This window comes from Micromonospora costi (assembly GCF_003626655.1).
Classification (GTDB): domain Bacteria; phylum Actinomycetota; class Actinomycetes; order Mycobacteriales; family Micromonosporaceae; genus Micromonospora; species Micromonospora costi.
The window spans coordinates 469,798-493,739 of sequence record NZ_RBAN01000001.1 but is presented as its reverse complement, the minus strand read 5'-3'; the positions used below and the strand labels follow the sequence as shown (position 1 = coordinate 493,739).

Genomic DNA, 23,942 nt, shown 5'->3' with positions numbered 1-23,942 from the left:
CCACGCGGCACCCGGGCGGGTCGGCGCGGCCCGGGACGCCCGCCCCGGGCCGCACCCACCGCGTCACAGGCCCCGGCACTGCCCCGACGCCGCACCCCGCACGGTGTTCGGCGCACCGAGGTTGACCGGCGCCGGGCTGTTGCCCGCACAATGCACCGTGCTCGCCTGGTTCCCCGCGAGCACCGGCGCCGTCGTGCCGGTGGCCGTGCCGGTGAGGACCAGCGCGCCGTCCACCCTGCTGCCCACCACGGTGACGCGGCCCGTCGTGCCGGTGAGCGTGACCGCACCCCGCACCGAGCTGGTGAGCAGGTCGACGGAGGTCGCGCTGGCGGCGGTCACCGTGCCGGAGATCGAGGACCGCTCGGCCACGAGCGCGGCGCCGGGGCGGACCGTCACCGCGCCCGACACCGTGGCGTCGCGCAGGCAGGTGACGCCGGAGCTGACCACCAGCGCGCCCGCGTGCCGGCCGGAGACGACGGTGGTGCACGCCGGCGGCGACGGGATCAGGGTCGCCACGAACTCGCCGGCCGCGCCGATGTTGCCCACCGCGTCGATGCCCCGGTACTCCACCGTGTGCCGCCCGTACCCCGGTGACCGCTGCGCGAACGGCGACACCGACAAGCCGCCCGAGCCGAGGTTGCCGTAGACGAGGCCGTCCACGTCGGTGCCGGTGGCGGTGAACAGGAAGGGCTGCCGCGCGTCGGTCGGCCAACCGTAGTAGTTGTGCCAGCCGTCGCGGTCGAGGCGGAACTCGGCGGTGACCTGGCCGGTGCCCTCGTCCGTGCCGGTCAGACCCATGGTGAACGGACCGTTGAAGACGTACTCGGTGGGCCTGCCGGGCCGGGCCACGGTCAGCAGCGGCTCCGAGAGGTCGTACTCGACCCGGGGCCGTGCCGCGTCGACCGTCCAGGCGCGGGTCACCGACTCGTGGGACACCGGGTCGCTGACCGTGGCGGTGAGCCGGTGGCTGCCGCCGGTGAGGCTCAGCGGTGGCAGTTCCAGGTCACCGTCGTGGCCGGGATTCGCCACCGGCCGGCCGTCCAGCGTCCAGGTCACCGCCGGCACCCGGTCGGTCCGCTGGGTGGTCTCCACGTACACCACGTCCTGGGCGCCGACGGGCCGGTCGGTCGCCGTCGACGCCGTGATCGCCAGCGGTTCCTCCACCGCCGGGGTGGTGAGGGCGGTGTCGACCGTCCAGGTGCGGCGCTTCGTGAGGGCTGCGGACTCCCGCACCGCGGGGTCGCGGACGAACGGGGTCGGGTCGGTCACCGTGGCGGTGACGGTGTGCGTGCCGGGCGCGAGCCGCAACGCGCGCAGGTCGAGACTGCGGGCGTTCCCGGTGCCGGGGACGGCGGCGCCGTCGACCGACCAGGTTACCGCGAGCTCGTGGCTGACCGGGTGCAGCGTCTTCACCGAGACCACCCGGTCGGCACCGATCGGCCGGTCCGCGGGCGTCCCGCCGGAGAGGATGCTCACCTTGCCCGCGATCCGCTGGGTCATCCGCTCGCGCGCCACCTGGTCGAAGTAGAAGCCCAACGACTTCATCATCGAGTGCTGGCTGGGCCGCCACACGCCCTTCTGCAGGTACATGCCGCCCTCGTAGCGGCCGATGGTGCCGCCGGACTCGCTCGGCTCACCCAGCCACCGCCACCACTTGCTCCGGGTGTCGCGCATCTGCTGCTCGGTGAGGAGGGTGTGGTGCACCGAGGACGGCTCGGGTCCCTCGTACGTGTCACCGGCCTCGCCGCGGGCGTAGTAGTCGTACTCGTCCTGGAGGCCGCCGAGCGAGTGCCCGATCTCGTGGGGGCCGATGAGCGCCGACAGGGCGTTGCCGCCGGACGCCGTGGCGTTGGTGCCGCCCGCGCCGCCGTACGTGTTGCTGTTGGCCAGCGCGATGAGCTGCCGGTTGCCCGGGTTGGTGCCGGTCGCCAGGTTGGCGTACGTGTTCGCCCGGGAGCCGTTGACGGACAGCAGGCGCTGCACGCTGGCGGGGTTGCAGCCGCCCCAGAAGCCCATGTCGAGCACGGTGTCGCGCCGCGGGTCGGACAGGCCGGGATCGCAGTCCACGCCGGATTCGGCGGAGACGATCTCGACGGCGTAGACGTTGAAGTAGCTGCGGTACGACTTGAACGGCTCGATCGTCCAGAGCGTGTTGAGGTGCTTGTCCACGTGCGACCGGAACGTGGGCAGGTCGGCTTCGGTGTAGCCGTCGCCGAGCACCACCAGGTTGAAGCGCTCGGCCGGGTCGCCGGTCACCTGGATCGGGACCACGGTGGCGCTGCCCACGTCGGCGGCGACCGCCGGTTGCCCGGCCACCAGCCCCGCCGCGACCATGGCCGCCACGCACAACGCTGCTCTGATCTTCACGCTCACGCCCCTCCCCGAAGGCCGCACGATCCCCGGCACACGGATCGGCCGTGATCGTGGTCATAGGGACCGTACAAGGGTTCGGCCCGGGGCATAACCCTTCGAGCGTCGGCGATAGACCGCCGTCCGGGCCAGCGGGGTCAGTCAGGCGGCGAAGGTCTCGACGTAGCCGATCGCCGCGTCGGTGGCGGCGCGCAACGGCTCGGGGGAGCGGCGGACCTGGGTGAGGAGCAGCCCGCCCTGGACGGCCGCGAGCATCGCGGTGGCCAGGTGGTCGACGTCGGCGTCGGCGACGAGCACGCCGGTCTCCCTCATGCGGCGCAGCCCTTCGCGGATCGGGGCCTCCCAGCGGTCGAATGCCGCGACCAGCTCACCGCGCATCAGCTCGCAGGTCTCGACCAGCTCGCTCGCCAGGGAGCCGATCTCGCAGCCGCCCTCGCAGTTGCGCCGCTTCTGCACCTCGACGGCCTCGTCGCACCAGGCACGCAGCGCCTCGAAGCTGTCCAGCCGGTCGAGCAGCGGCCGCTGGCCTTCGAGGGTCCGCTCGATCTGGTGGCGGATGACGGCGCGGACGAGGTCGCTCTTGTCGCCGAAGTAGTGGTAGATCTGCGAGGCACTGACCTTGGCGGCCTGCTGCACGTCCGGGATGCTCGTGCCGGCCACGCCCTTGCGGAACATCAGCTCCGCCGCCGTCCGCACGATCCGGTCCCGGGTGCGGCGGCCGGCGGCCGTGATCCGGGGCGCGGGCGGCGCCGAGCCCGCGGTGGCGGTGGCGTCGGTGGGCGTCATCGCCTCATCCTACCGTCGGGTAACCGTGGCTGTCGGCGTCCGCCCCGGCCCGGGGCGGGTGGGTCCGTACGCAAAGGCCCACCCGCCGGCGGGTCACCGCAGGATCGGGGTGTGCCAGTGGCCGGCGAGCGTCTCCGCCGCGGCGGGGCCCCAGCTGCCGCGCGGGTACGACGCGACGGGCTCCGGCAGGTCGAGGATCGGCTCGACGATCCGCCACTCCTGCTCGATGGCCTCCTCGCGGGCGAACCGCAGGTGCCGCCCGTCCAGCGCGTCGTCCAGCAGCCGCTCGTACGCCTCACGGCGGTGCCCGAGGGCGCTCCCGAAGTCCACCGGCAGCTCCACCGTGCGGCCGGTCACCTCGGCGCCGGGCTCCTTGACCTGGATCGACAGCGTGATCCCGTCGTTGCGGCCGAGGCGGAAGCGCAGCAGGTTCGGCCGGGGAGCGTCCCCGCCGGTCGCCGGCACGAGGTCGCGCTCCGGCGTCCTGAACTCGACGACGACCTCGGTGGCCGTGCCCGGCATGAGCTTGCCGGTACGCAGGTGGAAGGGCACCCCGGCCCAGCGCGGGGAGTCGATCCGCAGCGAGGTGGCCACGAACGTCTCGGTGTTGGAGTCGGCGGCCACACCGGGTTCGAGCCGGTAACCGGCGTACTGCCCGCGGACCGTGGACTCCGGCGACAGCGGCTCGACCTGGCGGAGCGCCCGCACCTCCTCGGCGCGGTACGCGTCGTCCCCGGCCGTGGCCGGGGGCTCCATGGCGAGCAGGGCCACGACCTGGAGCATGTGGTTCTGCAGGACGTCACGGGTGGCGCCCATCCGGTCGTAGAAGCCGGCGCGGCCCTCCGTGCCGAAGCCCTCGGCCAGGGTGATCTGGACGTTGTCGATGTGTTCGGCGTTCCACAGCGGCTCGAAGATCCGGTTGGCGAACCGGAACACCCGCAGCCCCTCCACCGACTCCTTGCCCAGGTAGTGGTCGATCCGGAAGATCCGCTCCGGGTCGAAGGCCGTCCGTAGGGCCCGGTTCAGCTCGCGTGACGAGGCCAGGTCCCGACCGAACGGCTTCTCGACGACGACACGACCCCGCCCGGCCAGGCCGGAAGCGGCGAGGCCGTCGACCACCGCGGTGAAGACCGCGGGCGGGATGGCCAGGTAGAACAGCGGCCGGCGGGCGGCGGCGAGCGCCTCGGCGAGGCGCTGGTAGGTCGCCGGGTCGGCGTAGTCGCCGGAGAGCATCGTGAGGCGCCGGGTGAGGGCGTCGAAGACCTCGTCGTCGACCCGGCCGTTCGCCTCCAGCACCGACTTGCGCGCCGCCGTGATCAGCTGCTGGTGGTCCCAGCGGGAGCGGGCGACGCCGATGACCGGCATGTCGAGCCGGCCGCGGCGGGTCAGCTCGTACAGCGCCGGGAAGAGCTTCTTCGCGACCAGGTCTCCGGTCACGCCGAAGAGCACGACAGCGTCTGAGCGCAGGTCCATGGCAACGTCACCTCATCTTGGAATCAGCTTTCCAAGGCTCCTGCGCGGCCTGTGCGGCGTCCATCGCCGGTGGCGTGAGCTGCGCGACACGAGCGGGGTGGTCCGCCCTGCCCGACCGGCGGTCCGGCCGACGCGGCGTGCGCCGGCCGGACCGTCAGGTGGCTCAGGCGACCAGCGACCGCAGCGGCACCCCGCTCTCCCGCAGGGCGCGCACGAGGTCACCCAGGAACGGGTGCTCGTCCGCCTGCCGGCCCTCCCGGTTCGGGATGACCAGGTACGCGGCGTCGCCCGCCGCGGACACCCGGGCCTCGCCGGTGAACCGCTGCACGATCGCCCGGGCGCGGGCCAGGTCCCCGCTCGCCACCCCGATCGTGATCGACCGCCAGCCGCCGCCCAGGTCCTCGGCGACCGGCGCCGCGGCCGCGCGGGCCCGGGCCGGGTCGACGCCCGGTGCGCTGGGCGGCGCGGTGCGGCCGGACGGCCCGGCCCCGGTCGCGGGGGAGAGCAGCGCGTTGGCCACCAGGTGCAGCCCGTTCTCGTTGTACGCCCGGAACAGCGGGTTGAACGCGAACAGCACCGCCCGCCCGGCGCCGGTCGGCTCGTCCACCACGGCGACCGTTCCCCGCAGCGCGTCGACGCCCACCGTGTAGCCGTTCGCCCAGAACGTCTCCCCGACCGGGTAGCTGAGCACGTTGGTGCCCGTGGTGCTGGCGGTCAGGATGGGATCGCTGTTGTTGAACTGGAAGTCCTCGGCCGGCCGGCCCGACGCCACGGGGCTGTCGTGGTCGACGTCGACGCGGAGGTGCGAGCCGATCACCTGGTACTCGGCCGGACCCGGCTTCGGCTTCTCGGTGGTCGAGGTGAGCCCGGCGGCCCGGGCCAGCCGGGTGCCCTCGTTGCGCAGCCCGACGTAGGTGTGCCCCTGGGCGACCCAGGCACGCAGGTTGGCCTGCCCGGCGGCGGTCAGCCCGCCGGTGGGGTTGTTGCCGTCGGGCACGACCAGCACCGTGCGGCTGGTGAACGCCGGGGTGTTGTCGTTGATGTCGGCCGTGGTGACCGGTGTCAGGTCCAGCCCCCAGCGCTTGCCGAGCACGTACCGGGCCTCGCCGTGGGAGCCGGAGGTGGTGGAGATGCCGGCGCCGGAGAACAGACCGACGTCGGGCCGGCTCAGCGGCGTGCCGGTGGCCGGCCCGCTCGGGGTCAGCGTCACGCCGAGCGATTCGGCGAGGCCGTCGACGTCCCGGGTCAGGGCCGTGGCCGGCAACCGGACCACGGCCGTGTCGACGTCGCGCACCAGGTGTACGCCCCGGCCGAGCAGCCGGAACGTGAACTCGGCCGCCGCGGCGGAGTCGAGCCGGTAGTCGTACGAGCCGCGGACCGTGGCGCGGCCGGCCGCGCCGCCCGAGATCCGGCGGACCAGTTGCGCCTTCGGCCGCACGTCGTCCCCGGTGTAGATCGTGGGCACGCCCATGAGCAGGGGATTGCTCCAGGACGACACGTCGTAGAAGTACGGGAACGGGGTGTACGGATCCTCACCCATGATCGCCTGGATCCAGTGCTTCTGCGGCTGGTCCATGGGGATCCAGTACGCGCCCTTCGGCACCGTGACGTTGCGGGCGCTGCGGCCGCCGAAGATCCGCGCCGTGGGCACCTGTGTCTCCTTCTGGACCTCGTACACCTCGACGTCCATCCGGCGCAGCCGCTCGACCAGTTGCCGCACGTCGGCGAGCTGCCGGTGGGGGAGCAGGAAGTACGAGCGGATCCGCAGGTCCGGCACCGGGAACTGGACCTCGTTGGTGGGCTGCACCACCTCGTTCGGCTCCAGCGCGCCGGCCCGGCCCTGGGCGAGCGCGTCCGTCCAGATCCGGTAGTAGTCGCTCAGCACCTCGTGCCGGTTCGCCGCGGCCCAGCCGAGCGTCGACCACTGCGTGTGGAACTGCTGCTGCACCCGATCCTCGACCGCGGAGGCGCTGCCCTTCTCGAAGGTCATGCCGGCGGCGCCGAACCCGGTGGCCGGGACGGTGTCGCCGTAGCCCATGAAGAAGAGGTCGTACCTCGCGTAGTTGAAGTAGCACTCGGTGGTGACGGCGCCGCCGCAGGCGCCGTTGTAGCCGAAGCCCGCCTTGTTGGCCTCGCCGATCCGGTTGATCCAGTCCACGGCCTCGGCGGAGATCTCGTGGTGGATGGGGTCGGCGTTGGGCGGGAAGAAGTACTGCGAGCCGGTCATCTCGTGCGCGTCGACGAACACCTGCGGCGGGTAGCGGCGCATCAGCTCCAGCTTGCTGTCGGTCTCCTGCTGGGTGCGCGCGAACCAGTCCCGGTTCAGGTCGAAGCCGAACTCGTTCTGCCGCCGGTTGGCGTCGCGGCCGTCCGGGTTCTGGGTGGGCACGATGATCGTGACGAGATTGTCGTTGCGCTCGGCGACCGCGCAGGACAGGCCGGCGGCCAGTTCGTACAGCGTCTTGAGCGCGGCGTCGGCGCCGCTCTTCTCGCCGCCGTGCACGTTGCCGGCCACCCACACGATGGCGGGGCTGTCGGCCGCGGTCCGCGCGGCCTCCCTCCGGCTGGTCCGGCGCGGGTCGCGCAGGTCCCGGACGTCGTCGGCGATCTTCCGCAGCACCGACGGCCGGACGTTGCGCTCGTTCGACACCACCGCGTACGGCAGCGGCTGGCCGAGCACGCTGCTGCCGAGCACGCCCGTGACGACCCGGTCCGAGGCCGTGTCGACGGCACGCAGGTAGGTGTCGACCTCGTCGGTGGTGACGGCGCGTTGCTGGCCGAGGCCGAGCGGGAAGCCGAGCACCTTCTCGGGGCTCGGCACGCCGGCGAGGCGGGCGGTCGGGTCCGTGGAGCAGTGGGCGGGGGACGGGGGCCGGGCTCCGGCCGAGGTGCCGCCGAGCAGCGGCACCGTGCCGGCCAGCAGGGCGATCACGGCGGCACTCGCGAGCCGGCGGTGGGAGAGAGTACGGAGCGGACGCATCGACGGGGCCATGCAGGTTTCCCTTCCCGGGAAATGGCTCACATTGACGCGAGCCTATGACCTGCCGATTCGGGCGGTCAAGATCCGATAGGCACCGAGTCGGGGCCGGCCGGCGCGCCCGTTCAGGTGGCGAGGAGCGAGCGGAGGGCCTGGACGGTCTCCCGCGGCCGTTCCTCCGGGATGAAGTGCCCGCAGTCGAGCGCTCCGCCGGTGAACTGTTCCGCCCGGGCGCGCCAGATCCCGGGCACGTCGTAGGCGCTGCCGATGCCCCCACGGCTCCACAGGGCGAGCGTCGGGCAGGCGAGCGTCCGGGAGGCGTCCGCGCGGTCGTGCGTGAGGTCGATGGTCGCGCCGGCCCGGTAGTCCTCGCAGCTGGCGTGGATGGTGGCGTGGTCGAAGCACCGTTCGTACTCGGCCGTCGCCGCGCCGTCGAGCGCGCCCGGCGTCCCGCACCACTCGTCGAGCGTCCAGCGCAGGTACCCCTGCGGGTCTCCGCCGATGAGCCGCTCGGGCAGATCGTGCGGCTGGATCAGGAAGAAGTAACGCCACACCGTGGTGGCGTGCCGCTGGTCGATCGTGTCGTAGATGGTCCGGGTGGGGACGATGTCGAGGAGCGCCAGGTGGGAGACCGCGTCCGGATGGTCGAGGGCGAGCCGCAGGGCCACCCGGGCGCCTCGATCGTGACCGCCGACGGCGAACCGGTCGAAGCCGAGGCGTCGCATCACCTCGACCTGGTCGAGCGCCAGGGCACGTTTCGAGTAGATGCGGTGATCGCCGCCGCCCGGCGGCTTGTCGCTGTCGCCGTAGCCGCGGAGGTCGGTGCAGACGACGGTGAAGTGCCGCGCGAGTTCCGGCGCGACCCGGTGCCACGTCACGTGGGTCTGCGGGTACCCGTGCAACAGCAGCAGCGGCGGACCGTCCCCACCGCGACGGACGTGGATCGCCACCTTGCCGGCGGAGATCCGTTCGCTGGTGAACCCCGGGAACACCATCGTGTCGTACCACGAACCGTGAGCGCGTGCGGTGGGGACCCGCTCGGCGAGGGCGCTGCGGTTCGCGCGGTCACGATCCCGTGGAGGTACGCCGCGCCGCGCGCCGGCCACCCGGCGCGGGATGCCGGGGACCGCCGGGCCGCGTGGTCGCCGGTCGACGCCGGTGCCGGCCCGCGCGTGCCCCGGTGGTCGTCACCGGCGGTCGCTCGACCTCCGGGCGTGGCGCCAGTTCGTCCAGCTCGCGTGCCCGGCCCAGAGGCGACAGCAGCAGCGGGACCGGCGCGAGGACGAGCCCGACCCCGACGACGAGGAGGGTGGTGCGCACGCCGACGGCGTCACCGAGCGCGCCGCCGAGCAGGCCGCCCAGCGGCATCGCGCCCATCACGAGGAAGCGCATGCTCGCGTTCACCCGGCACAGGAACCGGGCGGGCACGACCGTCTGCCGGTACGTGACCTGGGTGATGCCGTACACGACCTGGCCGAGACCGCCGCCGACGATCCCCGCGACGAACAACGCGGCGCCCCAGCCCGGCCCGGTCAGCGGGATGAGCAGGTTCAGCGGGGTGGTGACCGCGAGCGACAGCCAGATGATCCGGGCCGATCCGAACCGGCGGGCCAGCCGGGTGGCCGTGGCGGCGCCCAACAGGGCCGCGGCCGGGGCGGCGGACATCAGCATGCCGGCCGTACCGGGCGCGAACCCGGCGGTGTCGACCAGGAACAGCACGAGCAGCGCGGTGGCGGCGGCGAAGAGCAGGTTGGACAGGGCGCTGGTGACGGCGATCGCTCGCAGGACCGGATTGGCCAGCACGAGACGCAGCCCCTCGCGGGCCTCGTGCACCGGCCCGGCCCGGCCGGTGCGCCGCGGGGCCGGCTCCCGCGTCCGGATCCGCGCCAGGCAGGCGGCGCTGACGAGGAAGCTCGCCGCGTCGACCAGCAGCGTGTTGGTCGCGCCGGCCAACTGGGTGAGCCACCCGCCGAGGCTGGGGCCGGCCACCTGGCCGGACGAGCGGACCGTCTCCACGGCCGAGTTGCCCTCGAGAAGGTGTCGACGGCCCAGCACGGTCGGGAGGTAGGACTGGTGGCCGATGTCGAACAGCACCCGCATCACGCCCATGACCGCGGCCGTCGCCATGAGCAGCGGCAGGGTCAGCCAGGACAGCGCGGCCGCCACGGTGACGGTGACCAGCGCCGCGCACCGGACGAGGTCGCTCACGATGAGCACGGGCCGCAGCCGCCGCCGGTCCAGCCACACCCCGGCCGGCACCCCGACCAGCAGGAACGCGCCGTTTTGCACGGCCACCAGCGCGCCCAGCTGCCACGGGGTCGCGTCCAGGAGCAGGACGGCGATCAGCGGAAAGGCCAGTCCCGTGACGTCGGTGCCGAGCTGGGTCACCGTCTGGCCGGCCACCAGGAGCCGGAAGTCACCGGACCGCCAGGGTCCGTCCTGCGGTCGAACGGTCATCTGCGCCCTTCGCACGAAGCCGAGACTCGGTCGTCGTGGCGGCCGGGCTCGCAGGTGCCGTGAGCCGCCGGAAGGGAGTGCGAAATGGGCGCGGGTTCGGGCGCCGTCCCCGCCCCGAGGCTAGCCCAGCGCACCGGTCCGGACGGCCGTACCGGCGGGGTCCGCGTCCCGGGCGCTCTGTTTGTCGCGGTGCCGCAGGGGTAAAGCGCCGCGGGTCGTCCGACGGCGGAGTGGGCCCGGCCGCAGCGAAGCGAAGGAGCCGGAGCGTTGAAGGCAATCGTGTTCCACGGGGTGGGCGACATCCGGCTCGACACCGTGCCCGAGCCGAGGATCGAGCAACCGTCCGACGCCGTCGTCCGCATCACCACCGCGGCCATCTGCGGGACCGACCTGCACTTCATCCGCGGCACCGTGCCCGGCATGCAACCGGGCAAGATCCTCGGACACGAGGGCGTCGGCGTGGTCGAGGAGGTCGGCCGGGACGTACGCAACCTCCGGCCCGGCCACCGGGTGCTGGTCTCCGCCGTCCTCGGGTGCGGCGCCTGCGCATACTGCCGGCGGGGCTACTTCGCCCAGTGCGACACCATCAACCCGTACGGCTCCCGCTCCGGCACCGGTTCGTTCGGCTCACCCGAGGCGCAGGGCCCGTTCCACGGCCTCCAGGCCGAGTTCGCCCGCATCCCGGCCGCCCACACGAACCTGTTCCAGCTGCCCGACTCGATCTCGGACGCGCAGGCGATCCCCCTGTCCGACATCTATCCCACCGGCTACTTCGCCGCCGTCATCGCCGGCGTCTCGGACGGCAACGTCGTGGCGGTCTGGGGCTGCGGGCCGGTGGGGCAGTTCGCGGTCCTGTCCGCGTTCCAGCGGGGCGCCGGGCGGGTCATCGCGATCGACGGTCACGCCGACCGGCTGGAGCGGGCCCGGATGCTCGGCGCCGAGGTGGTCAACGTCAACGAGACCGACCCGGTCGAGGCGATCATGGAGCTGACGCTGGGCATCGGGGTCGACTGCGCCATCGACGCGGTCGGTGTGGACGCGGAGAGCCCGAAGTCGGGCCCGGCCGCGGACGCGGCCCGCCAGGCCGACGACCGGCACCGCGCCGAACTGCGCGAGATCGCCCCGCAGACCAACCAGCAGGACGGACGCTGGAAGCCGGGCGACGCGCCGAGCCAGGCCCACGCCTGGGCGATCGAGAGCCTCGCCAAGGTGGGGACGCTCGGCGTCGTCGGGGTGTACCCGGCGACCGACCGCTTCTTTCCCATCGGGACGGCGCTGAGTCGCAACCTGACCGTCCGGACCGGGAACGGCAACCATCCCCGGTACATCCCGCGGCTGTTGTCGATGGTGGAGTCGGGCCTGGTCGACCCGGAGACGATGCTGACCCAGCACGAGCCGCTGGACGACGCGCTCGCCGCGTACCGGGAGTTCGACCTGCGCAGTCCCGGCTGGCTGAAGGTGGCGTTGCAGGTGAGTCCCGCGCTGCAACGGGCCTGAGTGGGCCGGGCGGCGCCCGTACGCGCGCCGACCACCGGGTGGGCCGGCGCCCCGCGTGGCGCGCCGACCCAACCGCGGCCGTCACGGGACCGGGTACTCCGCCACGTAGACCGGGGCGCCGACCCGGGTCGTGTCGGCCGGCTCGCCCACGCCGTTGACCACGTGGTCGATCGTGCCGGCGCTGAGGTTCACGGTCATGATGTGGTGCAGCCGCACCCCCGGCGTCTCCGGCACCTCGAAGCCGTTCTCGGTGTGGATCGACGGGTTGTTCTGGTTGAAGACGTACACGCCGCCGCCGTACAGGGTGTGGTGCCGCACCCGGTCGCCGACCTTGTAGCCGGCGAAGCCCTCCACGTCGCCGTGCATCCAGTCGGCCTGCGTCGGCGGGTCGTACGGCAGCTCGTTCTGGTAGAGGACCGTGGTGCCGTACTCGCCGTTCCAGACCGTGTTGTACCGCTGGAAGTGCTCGACGAACAGGCCGGTCGCCGTCACGTGGTCGCCGTTGATCACCGCGCCGTAGCGGCCGGTGTTGGTCCGCCAGCGGTCGGTGTCGCCGTTCACGCCCTCGGTGAAGCCCTCGACGCCGTGGTCACCGCGCCAGACCCAGGTGTGGTCGATGAGCACGTTGTCGCTGTTGACCTCCAGGGCGATGTTCGTCCGGCCGATGTGCGGCCCACCGACGCGGAAGTACACGTCGGAGAGGGTGGTGGGGTTGTCCGCGGCGCTGGCGTTGCGGCCGTGCCGCTGCCCGACCCGCAGCAGGACGGGCGACTCCCGCAGGCCGGCGTCGATGGTCACGCCGGCCACCACCACGCCGGGCACGCCGGCGACGTCCAGCGGCACCGAGCCGTTCACGGCGGTGAGGGTGGCGTGGCCGAGGCCGAGCACCACGGTGCCCGGCCGCTTGACCTCGATGCTGCGCGCGATGTCGTACACCCCGGGGGTGAGCAGCAGGTGCTTGCCGCGCGCGAGCTGGCTGTTGATGGTCCGCACCGAGTCGGACGGCCTGGCCACGAAGAAGTCGTCGATGCCGATGGTGCGGCCGGGGGTCAGGCCGTCGGCCCAGGAGACGCCACGGGTGTCGCGCCGCGCGGCCGGGACGCGTACTGCGTAGCGACCCGTGCCGTCGACGAACAGGTACGGCTTCTCCCGGCTGAGCGGGGTGGTGTCGAGCGTCGTGTACGGCGGGTCGGGGAAGCCGGCATCGTCCGGTGCGCCGACGACGCCCGCGAAGACCTGGTTCCACACCGCGTTGGACCAGCCGGCCACCTCGCTGTTGCGGGTCAGCCACTGCTGCTGTGAGCCGTTGGTGGTGGCGGGCAGCCGCGAGTCGGCGATGAAGCCGCCGCTGGCGTACTGGGGGCCGGCGGTGCAGTAGTCCATGAGGGACAGCCCGCCGCCGGTGACGTTGAGGCGGCGCATCGACACCGCCTGGGACACGGCCCAGAAGTTCGCCGAGGCGCGGCAGCCGTCCTGGCCGGCCGCGTTGACGGTGAGTGAGAGGTTCGACAGCGTACGCCAGAAGTTGACGAGGGCGAGGCAGTTGCTCGTGCCGCCGTTCTCGAGGCAGCGATTGTAGACCTCGATCTTGCCGTTGATCTGAACGTCGGTGGGGGAGGCGCCGAGGCCGGCGATCTCGGTGTAGTAGCCGACCTTGATCTGCAGCGGCTGCTCGGGTGTGCCGTAGCTGCCCGGCTTGAACAGGTAGGCGTACCGCTGGGTGCCCATCTCGTTGCCGACCTGCTGCGCGTGCGTGGCGTCGAGCGCCGCCTGGATCTCGGCGACCGGCATGCTCGGGTCGAAGATCGTGACGTGGGGGCCGAAGTCCGGTGCGCCGTGCGGGGGCGGGGCGGCACTGGCGGCCGGGCCCGTCGCGCTCACGGCGGTGGCGAGCACCAGGCCGAGGGCGAACGCCCGGCCGAAAGGCCGGACGCGTGGGTGGTGGGTCATCCGGGTCGTCCTCTCCGCCGTGCCGGGCACCGGCCCGCAACACGGCGACGTGGGGGAGGGGGAAGGCGTGTAGAGAGCGCTCTCACGAACCTCCGACTTCTATCACGCCAGAGAAAAAGGGATCGGCATGTTTCTACCCCGTGAACGCGCCGCGCGCCACGGTCACGCGGCGATTTCGCGTCAACGGGGCGGGCGGTTCGCCGGCGGCACGACGTCCGCGTACCGGGAGCGCATGACCTCGCTCGCGGCGGGGCCGGCGGCGAAGACGAAGTTCTCCGGGTCGAGGTGGCGTCCCGTGGCCCGGTCGACCACCACGGGCTCGACCTCGGCGCCGGTCTCCCGGTCCACCAGGATCATGCTGCGCTGCCCCGGTTCGAGACGCGAGTTGCCCCAGGCTGCGAGCGTGACGATCACGGGGCGCAGGCTGCGACCCAGGTCGGTGAGGACGTACTCGTAGCGGTCGGGACGGGTCTGGTAGCGGCGGCGCTCCAGCAGCCCGTTGGCGGTGAGGGTCTTCAGCCGGCTGGTCAGGATGCTCGACGAGATCCGCAGGTTCTCCTGGAACTGCTCGAAGCGGGTGTAGCCGTCGAACGCGTCGTGCAGGATCAGCAGCGTCCACCACTCGCCGACCACGCCGAGCGTCGCGGACAGCGGGCACTCGCGGTCCTCCAGGCGGATCTTCCCGGCCATCTGTGCTCCTCACCGAGCTGGTGCTAATGTCGAAGCGACTCACTTCCAGTTCAGCAGTAACTGTACGACGTCCCGGGCGTCCGTCCCGTGCTGCCCTGCGAGGGGCACCGTTCCCACGCTCTGACGCCGCACCCCGACAGGAGCCCCCATGGCCACGACACCCGAGATCATCCGCCGCTACTTCGCCCTCGCCGGCCAGCCCGACAAGGACGCGTACTTCGCGCTCTTCGCCGACGACGCCGTGGTGGAGGACGAGGGGAGGACGTACCGGGGCCTCGAGGAGATCCGCGCCTGGCGCCGGGAGGCGCCCCTGGTCTCGTACGAGATCACCGACGTCGAGGACACACCGGAGGGCACCGTGGTCACCGCGACCATCACCGGCGACTTCCCGGGCAGCCCGTTCGCCGGCCTGCGGTTCCGCTTCGAGGAGTACGACGACGACCGCATCCACCGGCTGCGGATCGCCCCCTGACCGCTGCCGCGCGGAAGCGAACATCTTTCCAGCTCGGCCGGGCTAGATTCGGTCAGTGGACGCCCGAACCGGTGCGATCGAGGCATTGAAGACGGATCCGGCAACCGTCTCCCTCCGCCGTTCGCTCGAGGTCTACTACGGTGACCCGGCGCGGGACGCGGCCATGGACGCGTTCTACGCGCGCTTCGTCCGGGCCGGGGATCTCGTCTTCGACGTCGGTGCGCACGTGGGCGACCGGGTCGGCAGCTTCCGCCGGCTCGGCGCCCGCGTGGTGGCCGTGGAGCCGCAGCGGCCCTGCGCGACCGCGCTGCACGCGATCTACGGACGCGACGGCGCGGTCACCGTGGTCGAGGCGGTCTGCGGCGACCGGGCGGGTCGCGTCCCGTTCAACGTCAACTCCGCCAACCCCACGATCTCGACCGCCTCGGCCGACTTCATCCGTGCCGCGGACGGCGCGCGGGGGTGGGCGCACGAGCGGTGGGACACCCGGATCGAGGTTGCCGCCGTGACGCTCGACGGGCTCATCGCCGAACACGGCGTACCGGCCTTCGTGAAGATCGACGTCGAGGGGTTCGAGGACGCGGTGCTCGCCGGCCTGACCCGTCCGCTGCCGGCGCTGTCGTTCGAGTTCACCACCATCGGGCGCGAGGTAGCGCGCCGCTGTCTGCGCCGCCTCACCGCGCTGGGCTTCCACGCCTTCAACCTCGCGCTGGGGGACACCATGGCGCTCGCGTCGCCGCGGTGGATGTCCGCGACGCGCATGGCGGCGCACCTGGCGTCACTGCCCCACGAGACCAACTCGGGGGACGTCTACTGCCGGTCCCCGGCGTCCCTGCGGCACCCCTCGTAGCCCCGGGCGCTCGGCTTCACATTGCACTCGCATTGCGAAACGCGTACGGTTGTTTGCAATGCAGTCGTATTGCGAAGAGGGGCGTCCGATGCGGGTGATCGCGCTGTCCGACCTGACCAGGGACATGATCGACACGGTGGGCGGCAAGGCGGCCGGGCTCGGTGAGCTGATCCGGCTGGGTGAACGGGTGCCCGAGGGCTTCTGCGTCACGGCCGCCGCCCACGACTCGGACGTGCTTCCCGAGGCGGAGATCGAGGCGGCGTACCGCCGGCTCGGCGCCGGGCCGGTGGCGGTGCGGTCCAGCGCCACGACCGAGGACCTGCCGGACGCCAGCTCCGCGGGGATGCAGGACACCTACCTGGACGTCACCGGGACCGCCGACCTGCTGTCGGCGATCGAGAAGTGCCGGCACTCCCTGCACACCGCGCGTGCGGTCGCCTACCGGGACGCGCACGGCATCGACCACCGGACCGTCCGGATGGCCGTCGTGGTGCAGCGCATGGTGGCACCGGCCGTCGCCGGGGTGCTCTTCACCGCGAACCCGGTGACCGGTCGCCGCACCGAGATGGTGGTGGAGGCCGCGGCCGGTCCCGGTGCCTCGGTGGTGGACGGCACCGGGCACGTCGACCGGTACGTCTTCGACGGGCCAGAACCGTCCGGCCACGGCACGCTGACGGCCGACCAGCTCGACGAGCTGCGCCAGGTGGGCGACCGGCTCCAGCGCCACCTCGACGGCCCGCAGGACGTCGAGTGGGCGTACGACCGCGACGGCGTCCTCTGGGTGCTCCAGGCACGGCCGATCACCACCCTGTTCCCCCTCCCGCCCGCGACCGACGACCCGGAGCCGCGCCTCTACGTGGAGTTCGGGCACGTCCAGGGCATGCTGCGACCGGTCACCCCGATGGGCATGTCCACCCTCCGGTCTTTGGTCGCGGCGATGCTGGCGAGCATCGGGCTCCGGGCCGAGGTCACCGACATCGGCGGGCGGCTCTACGGCGACCTCACCGACCTGGCGCGTGACCCGTCCGCCCGCAAGCGGCTCGTGAAGCTCATGGCGGTGGACTTCGGCCCGCGCGCCCAGGCGGTCGTGGAGCGGGCGCTCGCCGACCCCCGCTTCGCCCCGCGACCCGGCCGCCGGAAGCGCGGGACCGGCGGCCCGGCGGCGCGTACGGCCCTGCGGGCGCTGGTCGGCGTGATCCGCGCGCTGGCCCGACCGGAGGCCGCCCGCACCCGGCTGTTCCGGGAGGTCGAGCGGCTCGCGGCCGAGTCGGTCCCTCCGCCCGGTCCGCGTACGGCCGCCGAGCGGCTCCGGTTCGTGCGGGAGCAGGACACGTCGGACGGCCCCGACGAGATCGTCTGGCCGATCGTCGCCGGCATGCTGGCGGCCACGCTGCCCGGCCACCTGCTGGGCAAGGTGGCCGGCCGTGACGAGATTGACAGGGTGCTCGGCGGGATGCCGCACAACGTCACCATCGAGATGGACCTCGCGCTGTGGCGGGTCGCCGAGCGGGCCCGGGCACACGCCGACCTGTTGCTCACCACACCGCCCGACGAGCTGGCCGACCGGTACCGGCGGGGCACCCTCCCGGACATCGGGATGGCGGCGTTCCTGGACCGGTACGGTCACCGGGCCGTCGCCGAGGTGGATCTCGGCGTGCCGCGCTGGGACGAGGACCCGGCCCCGGTCTTCGCGATGATCGCCAACTACCTGCGGGTGACCGACCCCGAGCAGGCGCCCGACCGGCGTTTCGCCCGGGCGGCCGCCGTGGCCGAGGCCACCCTCGCCGACGTCGTGACCCGCGCCCGCCGGCGGCGACCGGTCCGCGGCCGTCTCGCCGGTTTCCTGCTGCGGCGGGCGCGGTCGCTGGCCGGCCTGCGCGAGGCCGGCAAGTTCGCCGGCCTGTACCGGCTGCGTGCCATGCGCCGTGAGTTGCTGCTCGTCGGCGCCGAACTCGCGGACGGCGGCCTGCTGGCGCAGGCCGACGACATCATGTTCCTGACCCTGGACGAGGCGACGGAGGCCGTGCGGCAGGGCGTCGACCACCGCCCGATTGTCGCCGCCCGCCGCGCCGTGCACCGGCGGGAGCTGCGCCGTCGGACCGTGCCGGTGGCCCTGCTCTCCGACGGCACCGACCTCGAAGCCGTGCTGCCGGCCCCGACCGGGACCGCGGGCGCGCTGCGGGGGGTCGGCGCGGCGGCCGGGGTGGCGACCGGGCCGGCGCGCGTCGTCGACGACCCGGCGACCGCCCACCTGGAACCCGGCGAGATCCTGGTGGCGCCCACCACCGATCCCGGGTGGACCCCGCTGTTCCTGACCGCCGCGGGGCTCGTCACCGAGACGGGCGCCGTCATGGCGCACGGTCCCACGGTCGCCCGCGAGTACGGCATCCCCGCCGTCATCTGCGTGCCCGACGCCACCCGGCTGATCCGTACCGGCGACATCGTGACGGTGGACGCCGCGGCCGGCACGGTGACCGTGACGCCCTGACCCGGTGAGCCGGCGGGCCGGCGCGCTCCGGCGACGCCGGCCCGCCGCGGCCTCGGACGATCAACGACCCGACCCCACCGTGACAGCATGGAGGCCATGCCGAAGAAGGTCGACCGCCACGAGCGGCGCACGCTCATCGCCGACGCGTTGATGCGGGTGGCCGCGCGGCAGGGTATGGAAGCGGTCAGCCTGCGGCACGTCGCGGCCGAGGCCGGCGTCTCGTCGGGCATGGTCCAGCACTACTTCCGGACGAAGGACGAGATGATGGCGTTCGCCATGGCCGTCGTGCGGGAGCGGACCCAGGCCCGCGTGACCGAGGCGGTCGTCGGGTTGGGCGAGGAGCCGCCGCCGCGGCTGCTGCTGCGCACGATGATCACGGCGCTGCTGCCGCTCACCGAGGAGTCCCGTGCCGACGGACGGGTGGCGTTGGCCTTCCTCGCGTACGCCGCGGTGCGCCCGGACGCCGCCGCCGGCCTGAACGAGGACACCCGGGAGCTGGTGGCCTTCGTGGCCGGTCTGCTCCCCGGCCCATACGCCGAGGAGCGGGCGGCGGGGCTGCTCGCCCTCATGGAGGGTCTCGGCATCTACCTGCTCGGTGGCCAGTACACCGCCGACCAGGCCCTGGCCGCCCTGGACGCCCAGCTCGACATCGTGTTCGAGACGGCGGGGGCGGCCCCCGCGCGGCCGGACGTGGCCGCACGCCGGCCCGCCGGTCGGGCGTGACGCCGCGGAGCCGTGCCTGCGGCCCCGCGGCGCCGTACCCGGCGAACCCGGCCGTTCCCCGTCGGGCGCCGGCTCAGCGGCTCAGTCGCTGGTAGCGGCGGACGGCCAGCGGCGCGACCACCGCGATGAGCAGCACCGGCCAGCCCACCGCCAGCAGCAGCGCGTGCTGGGCCGCCCACGAGTCGCCGCCGATCCCCGGATTGCCGAACAGCTCCCGGGCGGCCGCCACGGTGGCCGAGAGCGGGTTCCACGCGGCGACCGCGCCCAGCCAGTCCGGCAGCAGCTCCGGTGCCACGAACACGTTGGAGAGCGCGGTGAGCGGGAAGGCGAGCGGGAACACGATCACCGACACCGTGTCCGGGTTCGGCACGAGCAGGCCCAGCAGGATGCCGACCCAGGTGAGCGCCACTCGCAGCAGGAGGATGAGACCGACCGCGAGCAGCGCGTCGCCGAGCCCGTCGCGCCACCGCCAGCCGACCAGCAGACCGCAGACCACGAGGACGGACAGCTCCAGCAGCGCCCGGAGCACGTCGGCGCCGGCCCGCCCGGTCAGCAGTGCGGACCGGGCCATCGGCAGCGACCGGAACCGGTCGACCACACCCCGGCCGGCGTCCACGGCGATCTGGGACGCGGTGGCGCCGAGGCCGTAGAGCATGGTCATCACGAACACGCCGGGCAGCAGGAACTCCCGGTAGCTGCCGTCGCCGGGTACCGCCATGCCGCTGCCGAACACGTACCCGAAGACCAGCACGAACATGATCGGCAGGCTGAAGTAGAGGACGATCTCCTCGGGCGAGCGGATCACGTGGCGCATGTTCCGCCCGGTCATCACCCAGCCGTCGGTGATCGCCCAGCCCAGGCGTCCCGCAGTCATGCCGCCACCTCCGCCCGCTCGCGGGCGCCGGCGGCGCGGTGCCCGGTCAGGTGCAGGAACGCCTCGTCGAGCGTGGGCCGGCGCAGGACCACGTCCTCGACGGGGACCTCGGCGTCCCGCAGCGCCCGCAGGATGTCCGCGAGCGCCGTGATCCGGTCCGTGACCGGGGCGCTGAGCTGCCGGATCTCCCGGTCCAGGGTCACCGGTGCGCCGGCCACCCGCTCGACGACGCGCGCCGCGGCGGGCAGGTGCCCGGCGTCCCGGACCACCAGCTCGATCCGGTCCGCGCCGCTGCGGGCCTTCAGCTCGGCGGAGGTGCCCTCGGCCACCACCCGGCCGGCGTCCACCACCGAGATGCGGTCCGCGAGCTGGTCCGCCTCCTCCAGGTACTGCGTGGTCAGCAGCACCGTGGTGCCCTCGGCGACCAACGACCGTACGGCGTCCCAGAGGCCGTTGCGGCTGCGCGGGTCCAGGCCGGTGGTCGGCTCGTCGAGGAACAGCACCCGGGGCCGGGTGATCAGGCTGGCGGCCAGGTCGAGGCGGCGGCGCATACCCCCGGAGTACGTCCCGGCCGAACGGTCCGCCGCGTCGGCGAGCCCGAACTGGTCGAGCAGTTCGTCGGCCCGCCGCCGGGCCACCCGTACCGGCAGGTGCCTCAGGCGGCCGAACAGCACCAGGTTCTGCCGCCCGCTGAGCGTCTCGTCGACGGCCGCGTACTGCCCGGTCAGCCCGATCGCCGCGCGCACCCGCTCCGGGTCGCGGGTCACGTCGTACCCGGCCACCCGGGCGTGGCCGCCGTCGAAGCGGAGCAGGGTGGCCAGGGCGCGTACGGCGGTGGTCTTGCCGGCGCCGTTCGGGCCGAGCAGCCCGCACACCGAGCCGGCGGGAACGGTGAGGTCGAACCCGTCCAGGGCGTGCGTGCGGCCGTACGTCTTGCGTAGGCCGTCGGCCACGACGGCCGGTGTCTCGTGATTCATGCCGGCAGCGTCGCCGCCGGCACTGACCGGGCACGCACCGTCCGCTGACGGCCCGACCCCTACGCCGTCAGCCGGCGTCCAGCAGCGCCAGGGCCTGGTCCCGGTCGAGGGCCGCGCCCCGCGCGAACTCCCGCGCGAACCGCTCCCCGCCGAGGCCGGCGCGGGTCTCCGCGGCCACCGGTGTCCCCTCGACGGCGCTGTCGGTGCCCGTGCCGCGCAGCACGGCCGTCGCGGCGCCGAGCAGTAGCGCGGCGCGGGCGGCGCCGTCCCGGCGCAGCACCGGCCCGAGCAGGCCCTCCACGGCGGCACCCACCGTCGGCGCGTCCCACATGCCGATCGTCGCGCCCAGCACCTCCCGGTACCGGGCGCGGGCCGCCGGCGCGTCCCCCAGGGCGTCCTCCACCTGCCCGAGGGCGACCAGGGCCGCGAGGCGCACCACCTCCGCGCCGAACCAGCCGCTCGGGCACTCCGCCACCGCCTGCTCGCAGAGCTGCCGCGCCCCGGCCAGGTCGCCGCGCCGGCGGGCGATCTCGCCGAAGCCGTAGTGCGCCGCGGCGACCAGTTCCGGCGCGCCGGCCGGCTGTGCGACCTCCACGACCCGCCGGTAGTCGGCCTCCGCCCCGGCCAGGTCGCCGACACCGAGCTGCCCGTCCGCCCGGGTCCGCAGCAGCTCCGCCGTGTCGAGGGCCGAGCCGAGTTCGTCCGCCAGACGCAGCGCCTCCGCCATCGGCCCGGCGGCCGCCGCCGGGTCGCCGACCCGGTAGGCGGCCTCGGCCAGCGTGCTGAGCGCGAGGATCATGGCCCAGCGGTCACCGATCGCGCGGAAGCCGTCGAGGGCCAGCGTCAGTTCGCGGCGGGCCCTGTCGTGCCGGCCGTCGAGCAACCACACCATGGCCGTGCCCAGCGAGCCGAGGGCCAAGCTCCACGGCTCGGCGCCGAGCAGCACGTCGCGGGCCTCACCACTGAGCAGCAGCGCCTGGCGCTCCGGCGGCGGCGGACCGCCCGCCATTCCGGACAGGTAGAGCAGGAACGGGTGCCGGGGCGGTCGCCCCAGGCTCCACAGGATGTCGCTGGCCGCTCCGACGTCCGGCGAGGTCGGCCCGCCGAAGCCGCTCAGCGTGGTGACCAGCAGGCACAGCGCGTACTCCTCGGCGAGCCCCGACGGGGGCCCGTCGAGCCGGTCGATCAACCGGCGGGCCAGCGCCGCCCCCTCGCCCCGCAGGCCGCGCAACCACCAGTAGAAGGTCAGCGCGGCGACGAGGCCCAGTGCCCGGTCCGTGTCGCCGGCGTCGACCGAGGCGCGCAGCGCCGCGTGCAGGTCGTCGCGCTCCGCGTCGAGCCGGCGCAGCCAGTCGAGCTGCCCGGGACCGCGCAGCCCGGCGTCGCCGGCCCGGGCCAGGTCGAGGAAGTACGCGGCGTGCGCCCGCCGGAGCTCGTCCGCCTCGCCCGCCTCGGCGAGCCGCTCGGCCGCGAACGCGCGTACGGTCTCCAGCATCCGGAAGCGGCCGTCGCCCGCGTCGACGAGGGACTTCTCCACGAGACTGGTGAGCACGTCGAGCACGTCGGCACCCAGCGGCCCGCAGACCCGTTCCACCGCCGCGAGGTCGGCCCCACCGGCGAACACGCTCAACCGGCTGGCCAGCCGCCGCTCCGGCTCGTCGAGCAGGTCCCAGCTCCACCGCACCACGGCGTGCAGCGTCTGGTGCCGGGGGGCGGCCTCCCGGCTGCCCCGGTTCAACAGCCGGAACCGGTCGTCCAGGCGGGCGGCCACCTCGCCGACCGGCAGCGCCCGCAGCCGGGCCGCGGCCAGTTCGACGGCGAGCGGGAGGCCGTCGAGCGTACGGCAGATCCGTAGCACCGCCGCCACGGTGCCGGCGTCGACGGTGAAGCCCGGCGCCACGTCGGCGGCGCGCTCGGCGAAGAGCCGTACGGCGGCGTACTCGCGGGCCAGGTCGGCCGGCGCGGAGGTGGGCGGCACCGGCAGGCCGAGCACCGGGCAGAGCGCCTCGCCGGTGAGGCCGAGCGGTTCCCGGCTGGTGGCCAGCACCCGGACCGCCGGGGCGGCGGCGAGCAGCCGGGCGGTGACCCGGGCGGCGTCGGCCACCACGTGTTCGCAGTTGTCGAGCACCAGCAGCAGCCGGCGGTCGGCGAGCGCCGCGACCAGCCGGTCGGTGACGTCGCGCGGACCGCCCGGCACGCGCAGCGCGCCGTCGCGCAGGTCCAACGCGGCGAGCACGGCCGGCGCGACCTCCGCCCCCGCAGGCAGCGCGGCCAGCTCGACCAGGCGGACCTCGCCGTCGTACCGCTGTGCGGCCGCCAGCGCGAGCCGGGTCTTCCCGGCGCCCCCGGGGCCGTGCAGCGTGACCAGCCGGGCCTCGCCCAGCAGCTTGGCGAGGCGGCGCAGCTCCTCCTCGCGGCCCACGAAGCTGCTCACCGGGCTCGGCAGCCGGTGCGCGGCCGGGGTGGGGACGCCGTCGTCGCGCAGCAGGGCCGTGTGCAGCGCGACCAGCTCGGCGGACGGGTCGGCGCCCAGCTCGTCGGCGAGCAGCCGCCGTAGGTCGGCGAACGCGGCGAGCGCCTCGGCCCGGCGGCCGTCGGCGTGCAGGGCGCGCATCAGCTGACCGTGCAGCCGCTCCCGCAGCGGCTCGGTGGCCACCAGCTCCCGCAGCTCGGTCACCAGCGCCCCGGCGCGCCCCGCCTCGGCCAGCGCGAGTTCCGCCTCGATCCGGTCCTCGACCGCGGTCAGCCGGCGATCACGCAGGCGGGCCGCCTCGGCCGGCGCGAACGGCGCGTCGGCCACGTCCGCGAGCGGCTCGCCGCGCCACAGGCCGAGAGCCGTCCGCAGCAGGTCGGCGGCTCGGCGGTGGTCGCCGGCGTCGAGGGCGGCGCGGCCGGCGTCGGCCAGCCGGACGAACCGGTGGGCGTCGACGTCGTCCGGGTCGACAGCCAGCCGGTAGCCCGCCGGGTGGAACTCGACCGCGTCCGCGGCCCCGGCCGCGAGCACCTGGCGCAGCCGGGACACCTGCGACTGCAGGGCGTTCGCCACCCCGGCCGGCGGTTCGGCGCCGTAGAGGCCGTCGACCAACCGGTCGCGGGACACCACCCGCCCGGCGTCGAGCAGCAGCAGCGCCAGCAGCGCGCGCAACCGCGGCCCGCCGACGGGCAGCGGGCGACCGTCGGTCGTACCGACCTCGGTCGTGCCCAGGATGCCGAACCGCACGCCGCCATTCTCGCCCAGGCACACCGGGACGCCGGTACGCGTGCCGGGCCCGCTCTCGACACGGGATGGCCGGTGGAGGTGACCTCGTCCGTCGGAAGGGCCCTTTCACCCAACTCGCCTGAGATATCCCGATCGTGT

Annotated in this window: 16 protein-coding genes; 5 read left to right on the top strand and 11 right to left on the bottom strand. The window is 74.0% G+C overall.

Going from position 1 to position 23,942, the window contains the following annotated elements:
* Positions 1 to 63: 63 nt before the first annotated feature.
* The 6 genes from D7193_RS02265 to D7193_RS02240 form a co-directional block, all read right to left on the bottom strand.
* Positions 64 to 2,367 carry a M64 family metallopeptidase gene (locus tag D7193_RS02265; RefSeq protein WP_206611840.1) on the bottom strand — a complete coding sequence of 768 codons (2,304 nt, stop codon included), beginning with the start codon at positions 2,365 to 2,367 and terminating at the stop codon, positions 64 to 66.
* Between the two features lie 144 nt (positions 2,368 to 2,511).
* Positions 2,512 to 3,156: a TetR/AcrR family transcriptional regulator gene (locus D7193_RS02260; RefSeq protein ID WP_120777704.1), complete on the bottom strand. Its 645-nt coding sequence runs from the start codon at positions 3,154 to 3,156 to the stop codon at positions 2,512 to 2,514.
* Positions 3,157 to 3,249: 93 nt separating this feature from the next.
* Entirely contained in the window at positions 3,250 to 4,629 is a 1,380-nt protein-coding gene (gene zwf / locus D7193_RS02255; RefSeq protein ID WP_120777703.1) for a glucose-6-phosphate dehydrogenase, read from the bottom strand.
* 163 nt (positions 4,630 to 4,792) lie between these two features.
* Positions 4,793 to 7,621 (bottom strand): M14 family zinc carboxypeptidase, encoded by a 2,829-nt coding sequence (locus D7193_RS02250; protein ID WP_120777702.1) that lies wholly within the window; start codon positions 7,619 to 7,621, stop codon positions 4,793 to 4,795.
* A gap of 110 nt (positions 7,622 to 7,731) precedes the next feature.
* Positions 7,732 to 8,601, bottom strand: coding sequence for an alpha/beta fold hydrolase (locus D7193_RS02245; RefSeq protein WP_120779190.1), 870 nt, complete (start codon positions 8,599 to 8,601; stop codon positions 7,732 to 7,734).
* A 70-nt stretch (positions 8,602 to 8,671) separates the two neighbouring features.
* Positions 8,672 to 10,063 carry an MFS transporter gene (locus tag D7193_RS02240; RefSeq protein ID WP_120777701.1) on the bottom strand — a complete coding sequence of 464 codons (1,392 nt, stop codon included), beginning with the start codon at positions 10,061 to 10,063 and terminating at the stop codon, positions 8,672 to 8,674.
* 267 nt (positions 10,064 to 10,330) lie between these two features.
* Between D7193_RS02240 and D7193_RS02235 the strand changes: the two genes are divergently transcribed.
* A complete protein-coding gene (locus tag D7193_RS02235; protein WP_120777700.1) occupies positions 10,331 to 11,560 on the top strand; it encodes an alcohol dehydrogenase catalytic domain-containing protein in 1,230 nt (409 codons plus the stop codon).
* An 81-nt stretch (positions 11,561 to 11,641) separates the two neighbouring features.
* On the opposite strand, the gene D7193_RS02230 is transcribed toward D7193_RS02235, so the two are convergent.
* Both D7193_RS02230 and D7193_RS02225 read right to left on the bottom strand, forming a co-directional pair.
* The gene (locus D7193_RS02230; RefSeq protein ID WP_120777699.1) at positions 11,642 to 13,510 is read right to left on the bottom strand and encodes an adenylyl cyclase; all 1,869 of its coding nucleotides are present in this window, start codon (positions 13,508 to 13,510) and stop codon (positions 11,642 to 11,644) included.
* 180 nt (positions 13,511 to 13,690) lie between these two features.
* A complete protein-coding gene (locus tag D7193_RS02225) occupies positions 13,691 to 14,200 on the bottom strand; it encodes a winged helix-turn-helix transcriptional regulator (RefSeq protein WP_120777698.1) in 510 nt (169 codons plus the stop codon).
* Positions 14,201 to 14,348: 148 nt separating this feature from the next.
* Here D7193_RS02225 and D7193_RS02220 point away from each other — a divergent pair, with 148 nt between their 5' ends.
* The 4 genes from D7193_RS02220 to D7193_RS02205 all read left to right on the top strand — a co-directional run bounded on the left by D7193_RS02220 (position 14,349) and on the right by D7193_RS02205 (position 18,733).
* Positions 14,349 to 14,672 carry a nuclear transport factor 2 family protein gene (locus tag D7193_RS02220; protein WP_120777697.1) on the top strand — a complete coding sequence of 108 codons (324 nt, stop codon included), beginning with the start codon at positions 14,349 to 14,351 and terminating at the stop codon, positions 14,670 to 14,672.
* A gap of 55 nt (positions 14,673 to 14,727) precedes the next feature.
* Positions 14,728 to 15,522 (top strand): FkbM family methyltransferase, encoded by a 795-nt coding sequence (locus D7193_RS02215; protein ID WP_241562789.1) that lies wholly within the window; start codon positions 14,728 to 14,730, stop codon positions 15,520 to 15,522.
* Between the two features lie 88 nt (positions 15,523 to 15,610).
* On the top strand, positions 15,611 to 18,010 hold the full coding sequence (locus D7193_RS02210) for a PEP/pyruvate-binding domain-containing protein (protein ID WP_120777696.1): 2,400 nt from the start codon (positions 15,611 to 15,613) through the stop codon (positions 18,008 to 18,010).
* Between the two features lie 87 nt (positions 18,011 to 18,097).
* Positions 18,098 to 18,733, top strand: a complete 636-nt coding sequence (locus D7193_RS02205; RefSeq protein WP_241562788.1) for a TetR/AcrR family transcriptional regulator — start codon at positions 18,098 to 18,100, stop codon at positions 18,731 to 18,733.
* 73 nt (positions 18,734 to 18,806) lie between these two features.
* Here the strand turns inward: D7193_RS02205 and D7193_RS02200 are convergent, their stop codons facing one another.
* The 3 genes from D7193_RS02200 to D7193_RS02190 form a co-directional block, all read right to left on the bottom strand.
* Positions 18,807 to 19,607: an ABC transporter permease gene (locus D7193_RS02200; protein ID WP_174242532.1), complete on the bottom strand. Its 801-nt coding sequence runs from the start codon at positions 19,605 to 19,607 to the stop codon at positions 18,807 to 18,809.
* A complete protein-coding gene (locus tag D7193_RS02195) occupies positions 19,604 to 20,584 on the bottom strand; it encodes an ATP-binding cassette domain-containing protein (protein ID WP_120777695.1) in 981 nt (326 codons plus the stop codon). Before D7193_RS02195 ends, D7193_RS02200 begins: the two co-directional genes overlap by 4 nt.
* A gap of 67 nt (positions 20,585 to 20,651) precedes the next feature.
* Positions 20,652 to 23,804, bottom strand: coding sequence for an AfsR/SARP family transcriptional regulator (locus D7193_RS02190; protein ID WP_120779186.1), 3,153 nt, complete (start codon positions 23,802 to 23,804; stop codon positions 20,652 to 20,654).
* Positions 23,805 to 23,942 lie beyond the last annotated feature (138 nt).